The organism is Enterococcus sp. E4-150, from assembly GCF_035726465.1.
GTDB classification, from domain to species: domain Bacteria; phylum Bacillota; class Bacilli; order Lactobacillales; family Enterococcaceae; genus Enterococcus_B; species Enterococcus_B faecium.
This window is the reverse complement of sequence record NZ_JAPRGK010000001.1, coordinates 41,208-56,914: the sequence shown is the minus strand read 5'-3', so window position 1 is coordinate 56,914 and position 15,707 is coordinate 41,208. Positions and strand designations below refer to the sequence as shown.

Below are 15,707 nucleotides of genomic sequence, written 5' to 3'. Positions count from 1 at the left end.
TTGACTAAGATTCACGCTTAGTGAGCGTTCTTCTTTTGAAACAAACATTACTTCAGGGAGTTGTTCCCTTATCCAAACTGTCACAAGGCAGCTTGGATAAATGAACAATTCTTGTTCTAATCAAACCATAGCCTTGTCAAACATGTGTCTAACAAGGCTATAGAAATGGTTTTAGTTTTCTTCAGGAGTTTCTGGAACTTTTACGTCACCTGAAATGATTTTTTCTTTTGCTTCATCAACTGCTTTTTTCGCTTCGTCAGAAAGTTGTCCTTCTGTTAGACCAACACCGTCTTCTTTCAATCCATAAACAGTGTGTTCGCCGCCAGGGAATTTACCGTCCGCTGATTTTTGTGCCAAATCTTCTACTACTGTTCCAACTGCTTTCAGTGTAGATGTCAATGTGAAGTTTTTCTTTTCGCCGTTTAATGTGTATTCGCCTTCGTCTGATTGGTCGCGGTCAACACCGATAACCCATACTTTTTTGTCGCCTGATTCGTTCAATGATTTTGCTTCTTGGAATACACCGTTACCTGTACCGCCTGAAGCATGGAAGATGATATCTGCGTTTTGTGCATACATACCTTGAGCAATTGAACGTCCTTTATCTGGAGCAGAGAAGTCACCAGCATATTGATTCAATACTTTGATTTCTTTTCCTAATTCTTTCGCACCTGCATCAACACCGGCTTTGAATCCAGCATCAAAACGATCGATTACTTCACCTTTTACACCGCCGATAAAGCCGACTACGTTTGTTTCAGTCGTATAAGCTGCTGCAACACCTGCAAGATAAGAAGCTTCGTTGTCTTTGAAAGTTGCAGATACAACGTTATCTAATCCATCGATGACATCATCGATAATAACAAAGTTCGTACCTGTATTGTTTGTTGCTTGTTCTTGGATCGCTGGTTTTAGTTTATAACCAATACCAAAAATCGTTTTGAATCCAGCATTCAATGCTTGGTCAATATTTGGGATGTAATCTGATTCATTTGAAGATTGGAAATATTGGAAGCCATCATTTCCTCGTGAAAGTCCTTGATCTTTCCCCCATTTTTCTAGTCCTTCCCAAGCTGACTGGTTGAATGAACGGTCGTCTACACCACCTGTGTCTGTGATCAATGCTGCAGTTGTTGTGTCTGATGAGCTTTTGCCACCGGATGAATCAGTAGAGCCGTTGTTGCCGCATGCACCTAAAAATAACCCTGCTGCTAGTGCGACAGCACCTAAACCAAATAATTTTGCTTTTTTCATTTCTGTAAAGCCTCCTAAAATAATTGTTTTATTTTTCAACAGTCAGCTGACTGAATGAACATGAGTTATAGATCTTTTTCAGTAAATGCATAAGGCAGCAGTTCACGAACGGTCGTTGCCTTCGTCACACCATTGTCTCCTACTAGCGTAACCGGCATATCAGGGGAACAGAATTCTGCCATTACTTGTCGACATGCACCACAAGGAGAGATAGGATCGGGGGTGTGCCCCGCTACGACTAGATGCGTAAATGTTTTTTCTCCTTCAGATACTGCTTTGAAAAAAGCTGTGCGCTCGGCACAATTCGTTAATCCAAATGATGCATTCTCAATGTTGATGCCTTGATAAATCTTGCCTGATTCCGTTACGAGACAAGCGCCTACCGGAAAATGGGAATAAGGAACATAGGCTTTATCTAACGCTTCAATAGCTGTGTTGATCCATTCTTGTTTGAGTTCTGCCATGAGCTTCTCCTTTGAAAAAATTAATAGCCTTCACCAGTTGAACCAGATACGATTGCTACTCCTGCGCTTGTTCCGATTCTTGTAGCACCAGCTTCGATCATTGCCATTGCTTCTTCTTCGTTATGGATACCGCCGGAAGCTTTGACACCCATTTCTGGTCCTACAGTTTCACGCATCAAACGGACATCCTCTACCTTTGCTCCGCCTGTTGAGAAACCAGTTGATGTTTTGACAAAATCAGCGCCTGCAGCTTTTGCTATTTCGCAAGCTCTGATGATTTCTTCTCTATCTAATAACGATGTTTCAATAATAACTTTGACAAGCGCACGATCTTTTGCTGCTTCAACAACTGCTTCGATATCTTTTTGGACTTGTTGATCATCCTTTGATTTCAAAGCACCGATATTGATGACCATATCGACTTCATCTGCACCGTTATTGATGGCATCTGTTGTTTCAAATGCTTTTGTCTCGGGTGTGTTTGCTCCTAGAGGAAACCCGATTACTGTACATACGGCTACTGGCTCACCTTGTAATTGTTCTTTCGCTAGCGCAACCCATGCTGGATTGATGCAGACAGAATAAAAATGGTATTTTTTTGCTTCTTCGATAATTTGCATCACAGCTTCTTTAGATGCGTCTGCTTTCAAAATAGTATGGTCGATCATTCGGTTTAGTTCCATTTCTTTTCCCCTTTTCTTTAAAACGGTAAAGTCCGCTTTTTTCCTTTATTCTGTGATGATGTCATGAATCAACGTTGGCTTCATTGCCGATTCACCAATTTCAATATTTTTATATAATAATTCAATGACAGAAGTGATTTCTTCGTCGTTACTATAGATCGTCAATAGTGACTCACCTTTTGTCACAGTGTCACCAATTTTTTTATGCAGTTTCAATCCAACAGCGTGATCAATATCTTCTTCTTTGGTTTTACGCCCAGCACCTAGCATCATTGCAGCAATTCCTAATTCATTTGCCACGATTTTTGACACAACTCCGCTTTGTTTAGCAGGAAGCTCCATTGTGTAGCGTGCAGTCAAAATTCGTTCTGGATGTTCCACGATCGCTGGGTCTCCCCCTTGATTTTGGATCATTTCTTTGAATTTTGCTAACGCTTTACCAGATTCCAGAGCTTCTTGAAGCAACGTTCTTGCTTCATCGGTTGTCTTAGCTTTGCCAGCAAGAACAACCATTTGGCTTCCTAAGGCGTAGCACATTTCTACTAGATCTTCTGGACCATTTCCTTGTAATGTTTCGATTGCCTCGACAACTTCTAGACTATTTCCGATAGCTTCGCCAAGAGGTTCTGACATATCTGAGATAACCGCCACTGTTTCTCGGTTAGCCAGTTTCCCAATGCTCGTCATGGTCTTTGCCAGACGTCTTGCATCTTCGATGTTCTTCATGAAAGCACCGTCTCCAGTGGTCACATCCAAAACGATTGCATCTGCTCCTGCCGCGATTTTTTTACTCATAATCGAACTGGCAATCAGCGGAAGAGAATCAACGGTCGCTGTGACGTCACGCAAGGCATACAATTTTTTGTCCGCCGGTGCCAAGTTTCCTGATTGACCAATTACCGCTACTTTACTTTCATTAACAATGCGTACAAATTCTTCATCCGAAAGCTCGATCTGAAATCCGGGAATTGCTTCTAGCTTGTCTAGTGTACCACCTGTGTAACCTAGACCGCGTCCAGACATTTTAGCCACTGTCACTCCAACACTAGCTACTAGGGGGGCTAAAATCAATGTGGTCGTGTCACCAACGCCACCTGTCGAATGCTTATCTACCTTTATTCCTTCAAGAGAACTCAAATCGATGACATCACCAGAATTAGCAATCGCCAATGTTAAGTTCGTGATTTCTTCATTTGTCATGTCTTGATAAAAAATTGCCATCAATAATGCACTGACTTGATAATCTGGAATCTTTCCATTCGTATAGTTTGTGACGATGTACTCGATTTCCTCTTTCGACAGCTCGTTTCCATCCCTCTTTTTTTCAATCAGATCCACCATTCGCATTGCCTGATCCTCCTTGTCTTCATTCGGTATTATACATTATTTTTAGGAAAGGTAAACCACTTTAGTAAACTGGTTTACTAAAAATAAAAAAAGCACTAACTCGCCTTTGTAAATGCTTACATAAGCAATATACCGCCGAGTTAGCCCTTTGTCAATACTTTTACGCTCTCACGAATAATTAATTTTGTTTCGAACACTTTGTTCGGAACTTTTCTTTGAGGAAATTCGATCGTATCGATCAGGAAACGTGCAGCATAAAATCCAATATCAAAACTTGGCTGCTGCACTGTCGTCAATTGCGGAATCATGTATTCTGACAGCTTTAATCCATCGAATCCTATGACTGAGATATCTTCTGGGATTTTTTTGCCCAATTCATCGATCGCCTGATAGCATCCGATCGCCATGGCATCATTCCCGCAAAAAATAGCCGTGATATCTTTATGTTTGAGTAATTTTTTTGATGCAGTATATCCACCTTGAACAGTCAACTCTCCATGTTCAACAAATTTCCCATTAAAAGGCAGGCCATGATCTTTCAGCGCATGACGATATCCGTTGAAACGTTCTTCTAATTGATAGTATCCAGTGGTTTCCTTCAGCATGCCGATCTTCGTATGGCCACTTTCAATAAACAGCGAAACAGCTTGATAGGCGCCCTCATATTCCTTTACGATAAGCCGTCCGTTATCCCGACGATTCAATCCGCGATCGATTAAAATGATTGGCATTTTTTGATAAAATCCGCTGTCTAATGCGTATTTCTCAGGTAAAATATTTGGTGTGGCCAGCAAGATTCCGTCCACTGAGCGGTGGGAAAGCTCTTGTAAATACTTGATCTCATTTTCTTGGCTATGACGAGAATTGCATAACATGATCACATAGCCCAAAGGATTCAAATAGCTCTCTACACCTTCGATCAGTTTGGAGAAGAAGAAATCAGTGACATCAGGGACGATCATTCCGATGGTCTTTGAATGTCGATTGATCACATTTGAAGCGAAATAATCGGGCTTATAATGATGTTCATTCACGATCGACAACACTTTTTTCCTTGTCTTATCACTAAATCTGCTTCCTTTGTTATTCAAAATCTGTGAGACAGTTGTTACTGATACGCCTGCCATTTCTGCGATATCTCTGATGGTCAGCTTCATCCTATTGGCTCCCTTCTATCTAAATTCCCTATCAGTGTACCAAAACCCCCAAGAAAAGAATAGAGAAAAAAGGAAAGTATGTTTTTTGATAAAAATCTCCTTTATCTACCGACTTGGCAGCCTTCTATACAAGTTCTGTATCTTATTTATTTTATCGTAAAAAAACATGATTCTGATTCTGCTACTTCTTTTTTAAGAAAAGATAGTTCCTTGATTAAAAAAGTCATCAATAAAAAAAGAACTGATGCGTACCATATATGTAATATGTACGCCCAGTTCCACTCTTTCGTCGCTCCACTATTTTCAGCTAGTTATTCTTTCACACTTTTGATGATATAATATCCTTTATCTTTTGTGACGATTTCTGCATTGCCAAATGTTTCTTCCATTTTCTTTTGCGCACTCGGCGCTCCTTGTTTCTTCTGGATCACAATTGTCAGTGTACCGCCCTTCTTCAACCGATGATATGCGCCTGTCAAAATTTCATGTACAACTTTTTTTCCAGCACGGATCGGCGGATTGCTTACGATAGCTGCATAGGTTTCTTCATGAACTGCTTCATAGATATTCGATTGATGGATATCAACATGTTCGATTTGGTTACGCTTTGCGTTTCCTTGCGCTAGACTTACCGCTCGTTCATTAATGTCGACCATTTCAACAAACCGCTGTGTCGCAAATGCCAAAGCTAACCCAATCGGTCCATACCCGCATCCCACATCTAAGACCTTTCCTTCATCAGGTAACTCTTCCCAATCGAAAGCATCAATCAGGACACGTGAACCATAATCCACTGTTTCACGTGAAAATACACCAGAATCTGTTACAAATTGAAAGGTTCTGCCTTTTAACTCAAAAGCCCATTGTTCAAAATCGTGCGCCGTATCTGGGCGTTCAGAATAGTAATGATTTGTCATATCTTCCATCCTTCTCATTTCTTTCATGACAACAGTCTATCCTTTTATGTATCCGTGCGCAAGTCAAGAATAAGACTCCGTTTCTTTCTATTATAAAGATTATACAAAAAGATCGGCAATCTCTCTTAAGTGGTGGGGTTTGCGTTTATTTTGTGTTAAAATAGTTCCATTGATGGGAGAACGCAGGAGGCTAATATGAATGATCCAATGAACTACTACCGTGTGGCAAGAGAAGAATGGCGAGAATTTTATCGTAATGGGCAAGCACCTTTGACACAAGATGAACTAGATAATATCAAAAGTTTGAATGACCGCATTTCCATGCAGGATGTTCGAGATATCTATGTACCTCTTGCTCATCTGATTTATCTTTATATGAAAGAATTTGAATCTTTGTTCTTGAGTAAAGGTTTATTTCTTCATAAATACGTAGAAGTACCGCCTTTTATTATCGGGATCGCCGGAAGTGTAGCCGTTGGAAAAAGTACAACAGCCAGACTGCTGCAGACGATTTTGTCTCGAACCTTCAAACGAAGAAACGTTCAGCTGATCACGACTGACGGATTTCTTTATCCAAATCGTATATTAAAAGAGCGTGGAATCATGGACCGTAAAGGATTTCCTGAAAGTTATGATATGGAGATGCTGATCGATTTCTTGAACCGTGTAAAATCTGGTCAGGAAGAGATAAAAGTACCTGTTTACTCACATGATGTGTATGATATCATTCCAGACAAGTACGAACTGATCCAGCAACCTGATATCTTGATCGTTGAGGGGATCAATACGCTTCAATTACCTGCGAATCAGCAAATCTACGTCAGCGACTTTTTTGATTTTTCTGTCTATGTCGATGCTGATCCCTTGCTGATCGAAAAATGGTATTTGGATCGTTTTGGTGCGTTACTGGATACAGCTTTCCAAAATCCAGAGAATTATTATTATCGTTTTGCTATCGGAGATCGTGAAGAAGCCTTTAAAATGGCAAAAGATGTATGGAAAAATGTGAATTTGAAAAATTTACAGGAATATATCTTGCCTACACGAGGAAGAGCCGATATAATTCTCCATAAAACTGAAAATCATATCATCGATTCGATTTTCATGCGAAAATATTAGCATTTTAAAATAGTTTGACTATTTTGAGATAAAATTTAAAGGGATAGGGGTAATAAATTTGACAAACGTTGCCGATATGACGAACGTTGAAAAGATTATCGTATTAGACTACGGTAGTCAGTATAACCAATTGATCACAAGACGTATTCGTGATCTTGGAGTCTTTTCCGAATTATTGAGCCACCGCATTACTGCAGAAGAAGTAAAAGCGATGAATCCAAAGGGAATCATTCTTTCTGGCGGACCAAACAGTGTATATGATGAGAATGCATTTGGGATCGATCCTGAGATCTTCAATTTAGGTATTCCTGTATTAGGGATTTGCTATGGTATGCAATTGATCACGTACAAACTTGGCGGTTCCGTAGAGCCTGCTAAAAACCGCGAATATGGGAAAGCCTTGTTAGAAGTAACAAGCGATCAAGCTGTCTTGTTTAAAGAAACACCAAAACAACAAACAGTATGGATGAGCCATGGCGACTTGGTAACTAAAGTTCCTGAAGGCTTTGAAACAGTCGGAACAAGCAAAGATTGTCCGATTGCTTCTATCCAAGACACAACACGTAATTTTTATGGTATCCAATTCCATGCAGAAGTACGTCATTCCGAATACGGAATCGAATTGCTGCGCCACTTTGCCTTTGATGTTTGTCACTGTGAAGGTAACTGGACAATGGATAACTTTATCGATATGCAAGTAGAAAAAATCCGTGAACAAGTTGGTGACAAAAAAGTCTTGCTTGGTCTTTCAGGCGGCGTTGATTCTAGTGTCGTTGGGGTTCTTTTACAAAAAGCGATTGGTGACCAATTGACATCTATCTTCGTTGACCATGGTCTGCTACGCAAAGGCGAAGCGGAACAAGTAATGGAAAGTCTAGGCGGAAAATTCGGCTTGAACATCATCAAAGTCGATGCAAGAGATCGCTTCTTAGACAAGTTGAAAGGTGTATCTGACCCAGAACAAAAACGTAAAATCATTGGGAATGAATTCGTATATGTTTTTGATGACGAAGCAACAAAACTTGCTGGTGAAGAAGGCGTCTCTTTCTTAGCACAAGGAACGTTGTATACTGACGTTATCGAATCTGGTACAGAAACAGCACAAACGATCAAATCTCACCATAATGTAGGCGGACTGCCAGAAGATATGCAATTTGAATTGATCGAACCATTAAACACATTATTCAAAGACGAAGTCCGTGAATTAGGGACTCAGTTAGGCATGCCTGATTCAATCGTTTGGCGTCAGCCATTCCCTGGTCCTGGTCTTGGTATTCGTGTTCTTGGCGAAATCACTGAAGACAAGCTAGAAATCGTACGCGAATCTGATGCTATCTTGCGTGAAGAAATCGCAGCTGCTGGACTTGACCGTGATATCTGGCAATATTTCACTGTTCTTCCAGGGATCCGCTCTGTCGGTGTTATGGGTGACGGACGTACTTACGACTACACAGTCGGTATCCGTGCTGTAACTTCAATCGACGGAATGACCGCTGACTTTGCCCGTATCCCATGGGAAGTCTTGCAAAAAATCTCTGTACGTATCGTAAACGAAGTAGCCCACGTCAACCGTATCGTGTATGACATCACTTCTAAACCACCAGCAACAGTGGAGTGGGAATAATAAAAGAAACCGTGAATCCTTTGATACTAAAGGGGTTCGCGGTTCTTTTTTTATTTTTGTAACCAACCTTCTATCGTGACAGAATGGAACTAAAAATGTTTCAAAAACGAACAAAGGTGTTAAAAGGTAAAGTGATCAATACTACTGGTCAAAATAAGAGGTTGAAAGGGAATTGAAAAATAACTACAGATAATACTTTTATAAACGTACGTGCTTTGTGGTTCTGTAGTTAACTATATAACTGGAATTAGGGAATGGTATCAAATTGAAAAGAAAGATTCTACCAATTTATCATATGTTAAAAATGGAAAATCAACAGCAGTTCTTTCGGAAACCTTACACAAAAACCGATTATTGAAAATAGCCGAAAAACGTTTTTCGGCTATTTTTTTAATTAAGTTTCCTTCTTCTTACCTTTTCCCACTATTCCGTTTCACATCTTTGATGATCTTCAGCGCGCGTTTTCGTGTTTTGATATTTGGACTTTTCAAGCGGCGGTATGCACTTGAGATATCTGTTTTTTCCATATGGACGACCCACTTTCTTCTTTGATTGTAGTCATGCTAAAAAACACAAATCGAAACAATTACGATTTGTGTTTTAAATGGTATCAAAAGTTAAAAAGAAAGTCAACTTGTTAAAACAGTCGATCAGACTAGCTGATTGACTCCTATCTCTATAAATAAATTTTCATTATTACGTTTTAGCTACCTAAAAAAGGCCCTCTTGTCCGTTAACTTTAATATCTATTGTTATAGCTAGTTTACCTATTGAACATACTGTTTGTTCGATAGAACACTAAAAAAGAGGCTGGGACAGAAGCGTTTAACTCCAAGAAATAAGAAGAAATTCACGAAAATTGCTTTTCAAATTTTTGTGAATTTCAGCTTATTTCCGAAGGAGTTGCTTCTGCTTCCGCCGTTTATACGTGTTTAGAGCGTGAGACAAAAGTGTTCTTTACTTTTGTCTCACGCTCTTTTAAACTATTTCGAAGTACTAAACTTATGAAGTGAGAATACCTAAGCCAGAGCCAATGTGCTCGCCTGCAAGCAATTGCTCTTTTGCTTGTCGCTGTAAACTCGTACTTTCTGGATAATCATGTATTTGGGCATCTACTCGTCCAAAGATCCAAGGGACTCCATTATCGTCCTGTTCATCAACTGATAATAATCGATAATCGGCTGCAAAAAGACAGATTTTTGACTCTTTTTTCAACCATTTAGTAAGATTGGGTGATAGTAACCAAGTATCTGTGTACATCACTTGGTAATGGTAATCAGGAAAATAAAGTTCAAAAAAACGAATGGCACTTTCGTAACTATCTCTTATCTTATTCTGAGATAAATCTGCATCGGAAGGAATATGAAGAGAAAGGCACTGCTTTCCTTCTAATCTTAGATCCGTGTACCCTTTCGGAAAATATGTCATTTCGTACTCCAATTCACCAATCCGAAAGATCAAGCCACTAGTGTAATGCCAAATCCAAAAACCACGGTCAAAGCGATAGCTTCCTGTTACTTGGAAATGTTCATGAATAAATCTAGTAAAAGCATTCATTGTTGCCAAATAGATAGTTCTTGGAATCTTCAATGGTTGATAAATTTTTTTCCAACTTTGAGAAGCTGCATATAGATAAATAGCTAATGCTGCAAAAGGTTCCTCTTCATAGACTTTGTCTATTTTCTTTGCAGCCGCCTTTGCTTTATTAGGATCCATTAGTTCATGACTATATTGCTCAAACACCTCATCAAGGATGTTTTTTGCTTGTACAATCATTTGGTCTATAACGACTTTGGGAAGAGTTAAAGTTTCTGCCAGAATTTGGATTTCATTGCTTATTTTCTTCATCAAATTTCCCCTTTTCATATCTTTGAACCTCATTGTTTAAATGACTGATTATCCGGACACCATATGGTATAAACATACTTTTATTGTACACTAACTATAAAACTTAAACTTTCTATGAAGAAAGAATATCTGTAAGACTTTCAAAGAAAGCATTGACCATCTCAGGAAAGTTTATTCAGTTACCATCATAAACAAAATTTTTTGATAGAATAAATATAAAATTTTTTTGAAAGTTCCTTTCCACATTTTTGTGTGAATTTGACTTAATGCTGAGAATCTGGCTTTTGAACACCTTGAATTAGAGGTTGTGACAAAAATCTTGTCATAACCTCTTTTGGCACATATATTTGTCCTTCTATTCTAATTTTTGACGAACAACCGTTAAATAATGTTGCAAACCAACCGTCATTACCCACGCAACACCTAAACCGATGAAACTTCCTATGACGATCCCTAAAAAACGATATTCGATCAAAGAAATCAAGTATGCTCCACGAATAAGTGTAGATAGCATCAACGCCATCGGATTAAGAAAAATATTAGCAACTGCATAATTTCTAGCAACTAGAAATTGTGCGATTCCATATAGAAAAGTGATCAGAAAAATGGTCTGCAACTGCGTAAACGGCACAAATGACAAGAATGCCGACACACATAACCCACCCATCGATCCAATCAGATATTGGACTTGTCGATGCTTCATCGCATCCAAGTTTTCTGCTAGCAAAATCGATGCACATGACAAGGTCAACCAATAAGGATTATGCAGATTCAAGCCGTGACTGACATAAACGGAAAGAAATAAGGCAGCGCTGTAGAAAACAGAATCAATGATCACTAAAGGCTCTTCGTGAAATCTTTCTTTTAAAGTTGCTTTTTCAATTGTCTGCTCAGGCCGTGAATCCAGTAGTTTTGTAATCACTGCCGCAATCAGGGCAAAAACGACACCCATAAAAAAATAAAGCGAGACGATCGGTAATTGAGCGATTGGCAGCTGCATGCTCGTTCCCATGGCAGAAAGCATCGCAAAAAACAAGCCACCTGGTTTAGAGATATGGAATAATCGCAACACGAATCTGCTGGAAAAAGCAACCAAAGCTACGGCAAATGGTTCAAGCCATAAAACATAAGTCGATAAGATCCCCAAAACGAAAGCAAACAAAAGACCACAACCGATCAAAAACATACGTTTCAGCAAATATTTCATCGGTATGTTTTGATAATAGAAAAAAGTAAAGATCCCTAATGATGAAAAACTTGAAATCAAAAAATCATGATTTATGTAACCTAACCATAATACAATAAAGATAAGTAGCATCAGATTCATGATACGAAAAGGATTATCTTGTATTTTATTGAAACGAAAATAAGTCTTGAACAATCTATCCCTCCTTCCTAGTAATTGGAAAAAAAGCTGAACCAAGATGAAATGTCAGCCTCTTTTGTCAGCATTACCTAGTATAACAACTATTTCTTGATTTTTCATAAACTTAGTATCAAAAAGTAAACAACTTGGAGAAATTAGAACAAAACACGAACATTCCGAGTCGTTTTAACAGAAAAAAGATAGCAACTTTTCCAAGCAACTCGCTATCTTAGCTTTGTTAAAGAAACCGGATTCCCAACAAAAAAAGCTTTTAATTTTCGTACGATAACTACGCTGGTCCTTAAACTTCATACTTTTTTATGATTTTTCAGCGGTTTTCGATGGTATACTTTTTAAATGGAGGAGATGTCTATGCGGTATGTATCAAAATTTTTATTAGGGATTTATTTATTCTTTCTATTATGGTTGATTTTATTCAAGCTATCATTTAATCTTCCACAATTTCTCACTTATTCTTACAGCAATGTCAATCTCGTTCCTTTTTCTACTTTTTCTTTTGAAAATACGACGGTTTTGCGCGAAACCACTTATAACTTGATTGTCTTTTTTCCTTTTGGGGTGCTTTTGAATGTCAATTTCAAAGGGCTTTCCTTTTCTAAAAAATTAGGGATTATTTTCCTTGTAAGCTTCTTGGCAGAATTGATTCAATTCCTATTCGGTATTGGAGTAGCGGACATCACTGATTTGATAACTAATACAACAGGAGGACTGATAGGTTTATGGGCCTATCAGCTTCTAAACAAACATCTATCGACAAATAAGTTGGATCGCCTAGCCGTTATTTCGGGGTACATTTTATTGTTATTTCTAATCGTAGCTTTTTTATTTTTGACACGCACTATCCGTCTTCGATAAAATCGTTCGTAAAAAAGGACCGTAATAGACACATTCCAATGTGTATCTATGACGGTCTTTTTATTCAGTCATTGGTTTAAAATAATCTATTTTCATCTCTAATCTACTATATTATTGCAGCAGGACGACTTGCAGTTTGAAACTGACAGGCTATATTCCCCTTATTTAACAAAAAGGGTTTTTTAGCTTAAAGGCTTAACATTCTTCCTAGTCAATATCTCAATCTAGAAAGGAATTCCGTCTTAATTTATACCCTGCTCAGGTATATTGTTTTTCTATAAAAAGCTTGTTTTATAAGTAATTACTTTACATTTTCTATGGTTTTTCTCCTTATTTAGGCTCCCTTTTCCTTGATTCTGCCAGTATATTCTGCCTGATCCTACTTTTTGAAGGCATTTCAAAGGAAAAAAACAGTAGTTTTTAGAAGTAGTAGAGAAATCTGAGACACGATATTTTCTGTGTTGTTATTTTTTAAGTATAAAATAACAAAAGTGTAAAATGAGATACGTTATTTTTTTATTCCAAAAACCACACCGTTTTATACTGTTTGAAAACACGTTAATATTTATTCATTTCTGTTGTATATCTCCTATCAAAAGAAATCTATACGCCCTTCTTTGACTAGTTTTTTATTTTTATCTCTTACGAAGTTATCCACTGTGGAAAAACTAACTATCTATTTTTCGATACACTTTTCTAAAAATTAAATTTTCCACAAATAAAAACACGTTTACAACAGAATCATACTGCTGTAAACATGCTTTTCTTAAATAGATAGAACATCAGATTACATAAAGATGTTTATTTTTTTATTGCTGTGAATAATGTCAAAAATCCTACGACACCAACTACTGTCCAAGTCAAATGACCTTGATCCAAATAAATAAGCATCGTGACAAAACTAGTAATCAGTCCTACATGAATTCTTTTTTGATCCATCTGCATCCCTCTTTGAATACTAGTATCACTCGGATATTTGATCGTTTATTTATTTTTTCTATATTTTTCTCTTAAATTTTAAACACGGATCATTTTACCGATATTGTGATTCGATGGTACGACTTGGGATGATCCAAGCAGCTAGAATCACGATGTTTGCGATCAGCACGGCTACGGGCGCTACTAAATACCCTAAGACAATTCCTAACACATTCAAGCCAATCGATAGATACGATTTCTTGTAATTATTCAACATCGCCTTCAATGCTTTCTCGTGGCCTTTATTTGCTTTGACAAGTTCTTTTGCCAAGATATAATACGCAATATTAGCGGTCAAGGTAACAAAACCATAAGTCATTTCTGGAGCCAGGCTATTGATGTACTCACTGATCCATGAAGTTGCAAACGGAAAAAGCGAAAGCGCAAAAACAAAGAAACTGTTCGCCCATAAGACCCGTCCATTTATCTTATGTACAACTTGAAATAAATGATGATGATTGTTCCAATAAATCGCTAAAATGATAAAACTGACAATATAGATAAAAAATCGGTAACCTAATGCAGCGAGCGCCTCCCACGTATCTCCGTTAGGTTCATGAAGTTCTAAAACTAAAATAGTCATGATAATCGCGATTACAGCATCTGTAAATGCTTCAAGACGATTTTTAGGCATGATATTCTCCTCCTTTTCCGCTCTATTTTAGATGATAAACCAGAGAAAAAGCAATTGTTTGATCATTTAAGTAGATGAAGTAAAAATCAGTCTTCAGTTGGAGGTGTTTTTAAACAATCCCTGTTATACTTTTTCTATAGTAAAGAATGAACAAGAGGAGGGTTTTGTATGCGTCAAAAAAATATGTTCTTAAATATCTTCATGGTTCTTTTAGTGCTAATTGCAGCTAGCTTCGTCATCAGTCTTTTTGTCAGTGTCCTAAGCGGGCTTTTATGGTTTGCGGTCAAAGTTCTAATCCCAATCGCACTTATCATCTGGCTTGTTCGCTGGATCAAAGGAAATACACATAGAAAAAACTATTATTAATGTATAATACCATTCACTTCATTATGATATAACTTACTAAAAAAATAGGGTCGCGATATAAGTTCGCGGCCCTATTTGATATATCATATATATTTTTTTTATTTATCCTAATGCCACATCCAAAATCATCATAATGATAAATCCACTCATGACACCAAAAACTGCAAAATGACGTTTGCTGGACAATGTCTGCTGTGCTTCGGGGATCAATTCTTCCACCACGACATAAATCATTGCTCCTGCGGCAAAAGCAAGTGCATAAGGAAGCAGCAGCTCCACTTTCGTTACTAGTAGCGCTCCAATCACTCCAGCAATTGGTTCAACGATTCCAGAAGCTTGTCCGTAAACAAAGGCCTTTTTACGACTCAGACCTTCTTGTCGCAACGGGATTGATACAGCTGCTCCTTCTGGGAAGTTTTGGATACCAATACCTAGCGCCACCGAAACAGCGGCTAATATAGCGGCTGTCGGATTATCCGCAGTTGCTGCTGCACCGAATGCTACCCCCACGGCTAAACCTTCAGGAATGTTATGCAATGTAATAGAAAAAACAAGCAAGATCGTCCGTTTTAAATGGGTAGGCAATCCTTCTGCTTCATGTTGTGGTCCAAAATGCATATGGGGCAGTGTTTTATCTGCCATATATAAAAACACACCGCCTAAACCAAACCCAATACTTACAACTAGCCAAGCAATATCTCCATTTTCTTCTGCTTTTGTAATAGCCGGATCTAACAAAGACCAAAAACTTGCAGCAATCATGACACCAGAAGCAAATCCTAACATCAAGTTTAGCACTTCTTTTTTGATTTCTTTAAAGAAAAAAACCAACCCGGCACCAAGAGCTGTCATAAAATAAGTAAAAGCTGTCCCAGCAAGTGCTTGCTGCCAAGGTTCAAGTCTCAATAGCCATTCAACCATGCCATTCCCCTCTCTTGAATCTATCTATGTACTACTCTAGCATATTCCCAAAAACATGACTACATTTTTGTGAAAAGACGAATTAGTTGGGATTTTCGATAAAAAGTTCTATACTCTAGATACAAAAAATTTATGTATCATCATTGCTAAAGG

General features: G+C 38.1%; 16 protein-coding genes. 4 read left to right on the top strand and 12 right to left on the bottom strand.

What is annotated here, in order from left to right:
* Positions 1 to 171 precede the first annotated feature (171 nt).
* From OZ002_RS00250 to OZ002_RS00225, 6 genes are all read right to left on the bottom strand, one after another.
* Positions 172 to 1,254, bottom strand: coding sequence for a BMP family lipoprotein (locus OZ002_RS00250; RefSeq protein ID WP_002289203.1), 1,083 nt, complete (start codon positions 1,252 to 1,254; stop codon positions 172 to 174).
* Positions 1,255 to 1,319: 65 nt separating this feature from the next.
* Positions 1,320 to 1,718 (bottom strand): cytidine deaminase, encoded by a 399-nt coding sequence (locus OZ002_RS00245; protein WP_002298572.1) that lies wholly within the window; start codon positions 1,716 to 1,718, stop codon positions 1,320 to 1,322.
* 20 nt (positions 1,719 to 1,738) lie between these two features.
* Positions 1,739 to 2,401 (bottom strand): deoxyribose-phosphate aldolase, encoded by a 663-nt coding sequence (deoC, locus tag OZ002_RS00240; RefSeq protein ID WP_002289206.1) that lies wholly within the window; start codon positions 2,399 to 2,401, stop codon positions 1,739 to 1,741.
* A 45-nt stretch (positions 2,402 to 2,446) separates the two neighbouring features.
* Positions 2,447 to 3,748 (bottom strand): pyrimidine-nucleoside phosphorylase, encoded by a 1,302-nt coding sequence (locus OZ002_RS00235; RefSeq protein ID WP_002289207.1) that lies wholly within the window; start codon positions 3,746 to 3,748, stop codon positions 2,447 to 2,449.
* 140 nt (positions 3,749 to 3,888) lie between these two features.
* Positions 3,889 to 4,905: a LacI family DNA-binding transcriptional regulator gene (locus OZ002_RS00230; RefSeq protein ID WP_002291103.1), complete on the bottom strand. Its 1,017-nt coding sequence runs from the start codon at positions 4,903 to 4,905 to the stop codon at positions 3,889 to 3,891.
* Positions 4,906 to 5,216: 311 nt separating this feature from the next.
* Positions 5,217 to 5,822 carry a class I SAM-dependent methyltransferase gene (locus OZ002_RS00225; RefSeq protein ID WP_002307304.1) on the bottom strand — a complete coding sequence of 202 codons (606 nt, stop codon included), beginning with the start codon at positions 5,820 to 5,822 and terminating at the stop codon, positions 5,217 to 5,219.
* Positions 5,823 to 6,017: 195 nt separating this feature from the next.
* On the opposite strand from OZ002_RS00225, the gene coaA reads away from it, so the two are divergent.
* Together coaA and guaA are read left to right on the top strand one after the other, a co-directional pair.
* Positions 6,018 to 6,941, top strand: coding sequence for a type I pantothenate kinase (gene coaA / locus OZ002_RS00220; protein ID WP_002298576.1), 924 nt, complete (start codon positions 6,018 to 6,020; stop codon positions 6,939 to 6,941).
* Between the two features lie 58 nt (positions 6,942 to 6,999).
* Positions 7,000 to 8,565 carry a glutamine-hydrolyzing GMP synthase gene (guaA, locus tag OZ002_RS00215; protein WP_002298578.1) on the top strand — a complete coding sequence of 522 codons (1,566 nt, stop codon included), beginning with the start codon at positions 7,000 to 7,002 and terminating at the stop codon, positions 8,563 to 8,565.
* Positions 8,566 to 8,975: 410 nt separating this feature from the next.
* Here guaA and OZ002_RS00210 read toward each other — a convergent pair whose 3' ends face one another.
* The 3 genes from OZ002_RS00210 to OZ002_RS00200 form a co-directional block, all read right to left on the bottom strand.
* Entirely contained in the window at positions 8,976 to 9,092 is a 117-nt protein-coding gene (locus OZ002_RS00210; protein WP_002288644.1) for a putative metal homeostasis protein, read from the bottom strand.
* 475 nt (positions 9,093 to 9,567) lie between these two features.
* Complete coding sequence (locus tag OZ002_RS00205) at positions 9,568 to 10,446, bottom strand: acyltransferase domain-containing protein (RefSeq protein WP_016627881.1); 879 nt, start codon at positions 10,444 to 10,446, stop codon at positions 9,568 to 9,570.
* 322 nt (positions 10,447 to 10,768) lie between these two features.
* Positions 10,769 to 11,794, bottom strand: a complete 1,026-nt coding sequence (locus tag OZ002_RS00200; RefSeq protein ID WP_002307300.1) for an FUSC family protein — start codon at positions 11,792 to 11,794, stop codon at positions 10,769 to 10,771.
* Positions 11,795 to 12,151: 357 nt separating this feature from the next.
* Here OZ002_RS00200 and OZ002_RS00195 point away from each other — a divergent pair, with 357 nt between their 5' ends.
* Positions 12,152 to 12,655, top strand: a complete 504-nt coding sequence (locus tag OZ002_RS00195; RefSeq protein WP_002307299.1) for a VanZ family protein — start codon at positions 12,152 to 12,154, stop codon at positions 12,653 to 12,655.
* 801 nt (positions 12,656 to 13,456) lie between these two features.
* Here OZ002_RS00195 and OZ002_RS00190 read toward each other — a convergent pair.
* Complete coding sequence (locus OZ002_RS00190; RefSeq protein ID WP_002294338.1) at positions 13,457 to 13,594, bottom strand: hypothetical protein; 138 nt, start codon at positions 13,592 to 13,594, stop codon at positions 13,457 to 13,459.
* Between the two features lie 94 nt (positions 13,595 to 13,688).
* Positions 13,689 to 14,267, bottom strand: coding sequence for a TMEM175 family protein (locus OZ002_RS00185; protein WP_002288651.1), 579 nt, complete (start codon positions 14,265 to 14,267; stop codon positions 13,689 to 13,691).
* Between the two features lie 168 nt (positions 14,268 to 14,435).
* Here OZ002_RS00185 and OZ002_RS00180 point away from each other — a divergent pair, with 168 nt between their 5' ends.
* A complete protein-coding gene (locus OZ002_RS00180) occupies positions 14,436 to 14,633 on the top strand; it encodes a hypothetical protein (RefSeq protein ID WP_002294340.1) in 198 nt (65 codons plus the stop codon).
* 102 nt (positions 14,634 to 14,735) lie between these two features.
* Here the strand turns inward: OZ002_RS00180 and OZ002_RS00175 are convergent, their stop codons facing one another.
* Positions 14,736 to 15,554, bottom strand: a complete 819-nt coding sequence (locus OZ002_RS00175; RefSeq protein ID WP_002294342.1) for a ZIP family metal transporter — start codon at positions 15,552 to 15,554, stop codon at positions 14,736 to 14,738.
* Positions 15,555 to 15,707: the final 153 nt, after the last annotated feature.

What these genes read in the sequence shown, in the direction of transcription:
- OZ002_RS00225 (WP_002307304.1), bottom strand. Translation starts at nt 5,822, where the DNA reads ATGACAAATCATTACTATTCTGAACGCCCAGATACGGCGCACGATTTT.
- OZ002_RS00235 (WP_002289207.1), bottom strand. Translation starts at nt 3,748, where the DNA reads ATGCGAATGGTGGATCTGATTGAAAAAAAGAGGGATGGAAACGAGCTG.
- OZ002_RS00185 (WP_002288651.1), bottom strand. Translation starts at nt 14,267, where the DNA reads ATGCCTAAAAATCGTCTTGAAGCATTTACAGATGCTGTAATCGCGATT.
- OZ002_RS00205 (WP_016627881.1), bottom strand. Translation starts at nt 10,446, where the DNA reads ATGAGGTTCAAAGATATGAAAAGGGGAAATTTGATGAAGAAAATAAGC.
- OZ002_RS00195 (WP_002307299.1), top strand. Translation starts at nt 12,152, where the DNA reads ATGCGGTATGTATCAAAATTTTTATTAGGGATTTATTTATTCTTTCTA.
- OZ002_RS00230 (WP_002291103.1), bottom strand. Translation starts at nt 4,905, where the DNA reads ATGAAGCTGACCATCAGAGATATCGCAGAAATGGCAGGCGTATCAGTA.
- OZ002_RS00175 (WP_002294342.1), bottom strand. Translation starts at nt 15,554, where the DNA reads ATGGTTGAATGGCTATTGAGACTTGAACCTTGGCAGCAAGCACTTGCT.
- OZ002_RS00210 (WP_002288644.1), bottom strand. Translation starts at nt 9,092, where the DNA reads ATGGAAAAAACAGATATCTCAAGTGCATACCGCCGCTTGAAAAGTCCA.
- coaA (WP_002298576.1), top strand. Translation starts at nt 6,018, where the DNA reads ATGAATGATCCAATGAACTACTACCGTGTGGCAAGAGAAGAATGGCGA.
- OZ002_RS00180 (WP_002294340.1), top strand. Translation starts at nt 14,436, where the DNA reads ATGCGTCAAAAAAATATGTTCTTAAATATCTTCATGGTTCTTTTAGTG.
- OZ002_RS00250 (WP_002289203.1), bottom strand. Translation starts at nt 1,254, where the DNA reads ATGAAAAAAGCAAAATTATTTGGTTTAGGTGCTGTCGCACTAGCAGCA.
- deoC (WP_002289206.1), bottom strand. Translation starts at nt 2,401, where the DNA reads ATGGAACTAAACCGAATGATCGACCATACTATTTTGAAAGCAGACGCA.
- OZ002_RS00245 (WP_002298572.1), bottom strand. Translation starts at nt 1,718, where the DNA reads ATGGCAGAACTCAAACAAGAATGGATCAACACAGCTATTGAAGCGTTA.
- OZ002_RS00190 (WP_002294338.1), bottom strand. Translation starts at nt 13,594, where the DNA reads ATGGATCAAAAAAGAATTCATGTAGGACTGATTACTAGTTTTGTCACG.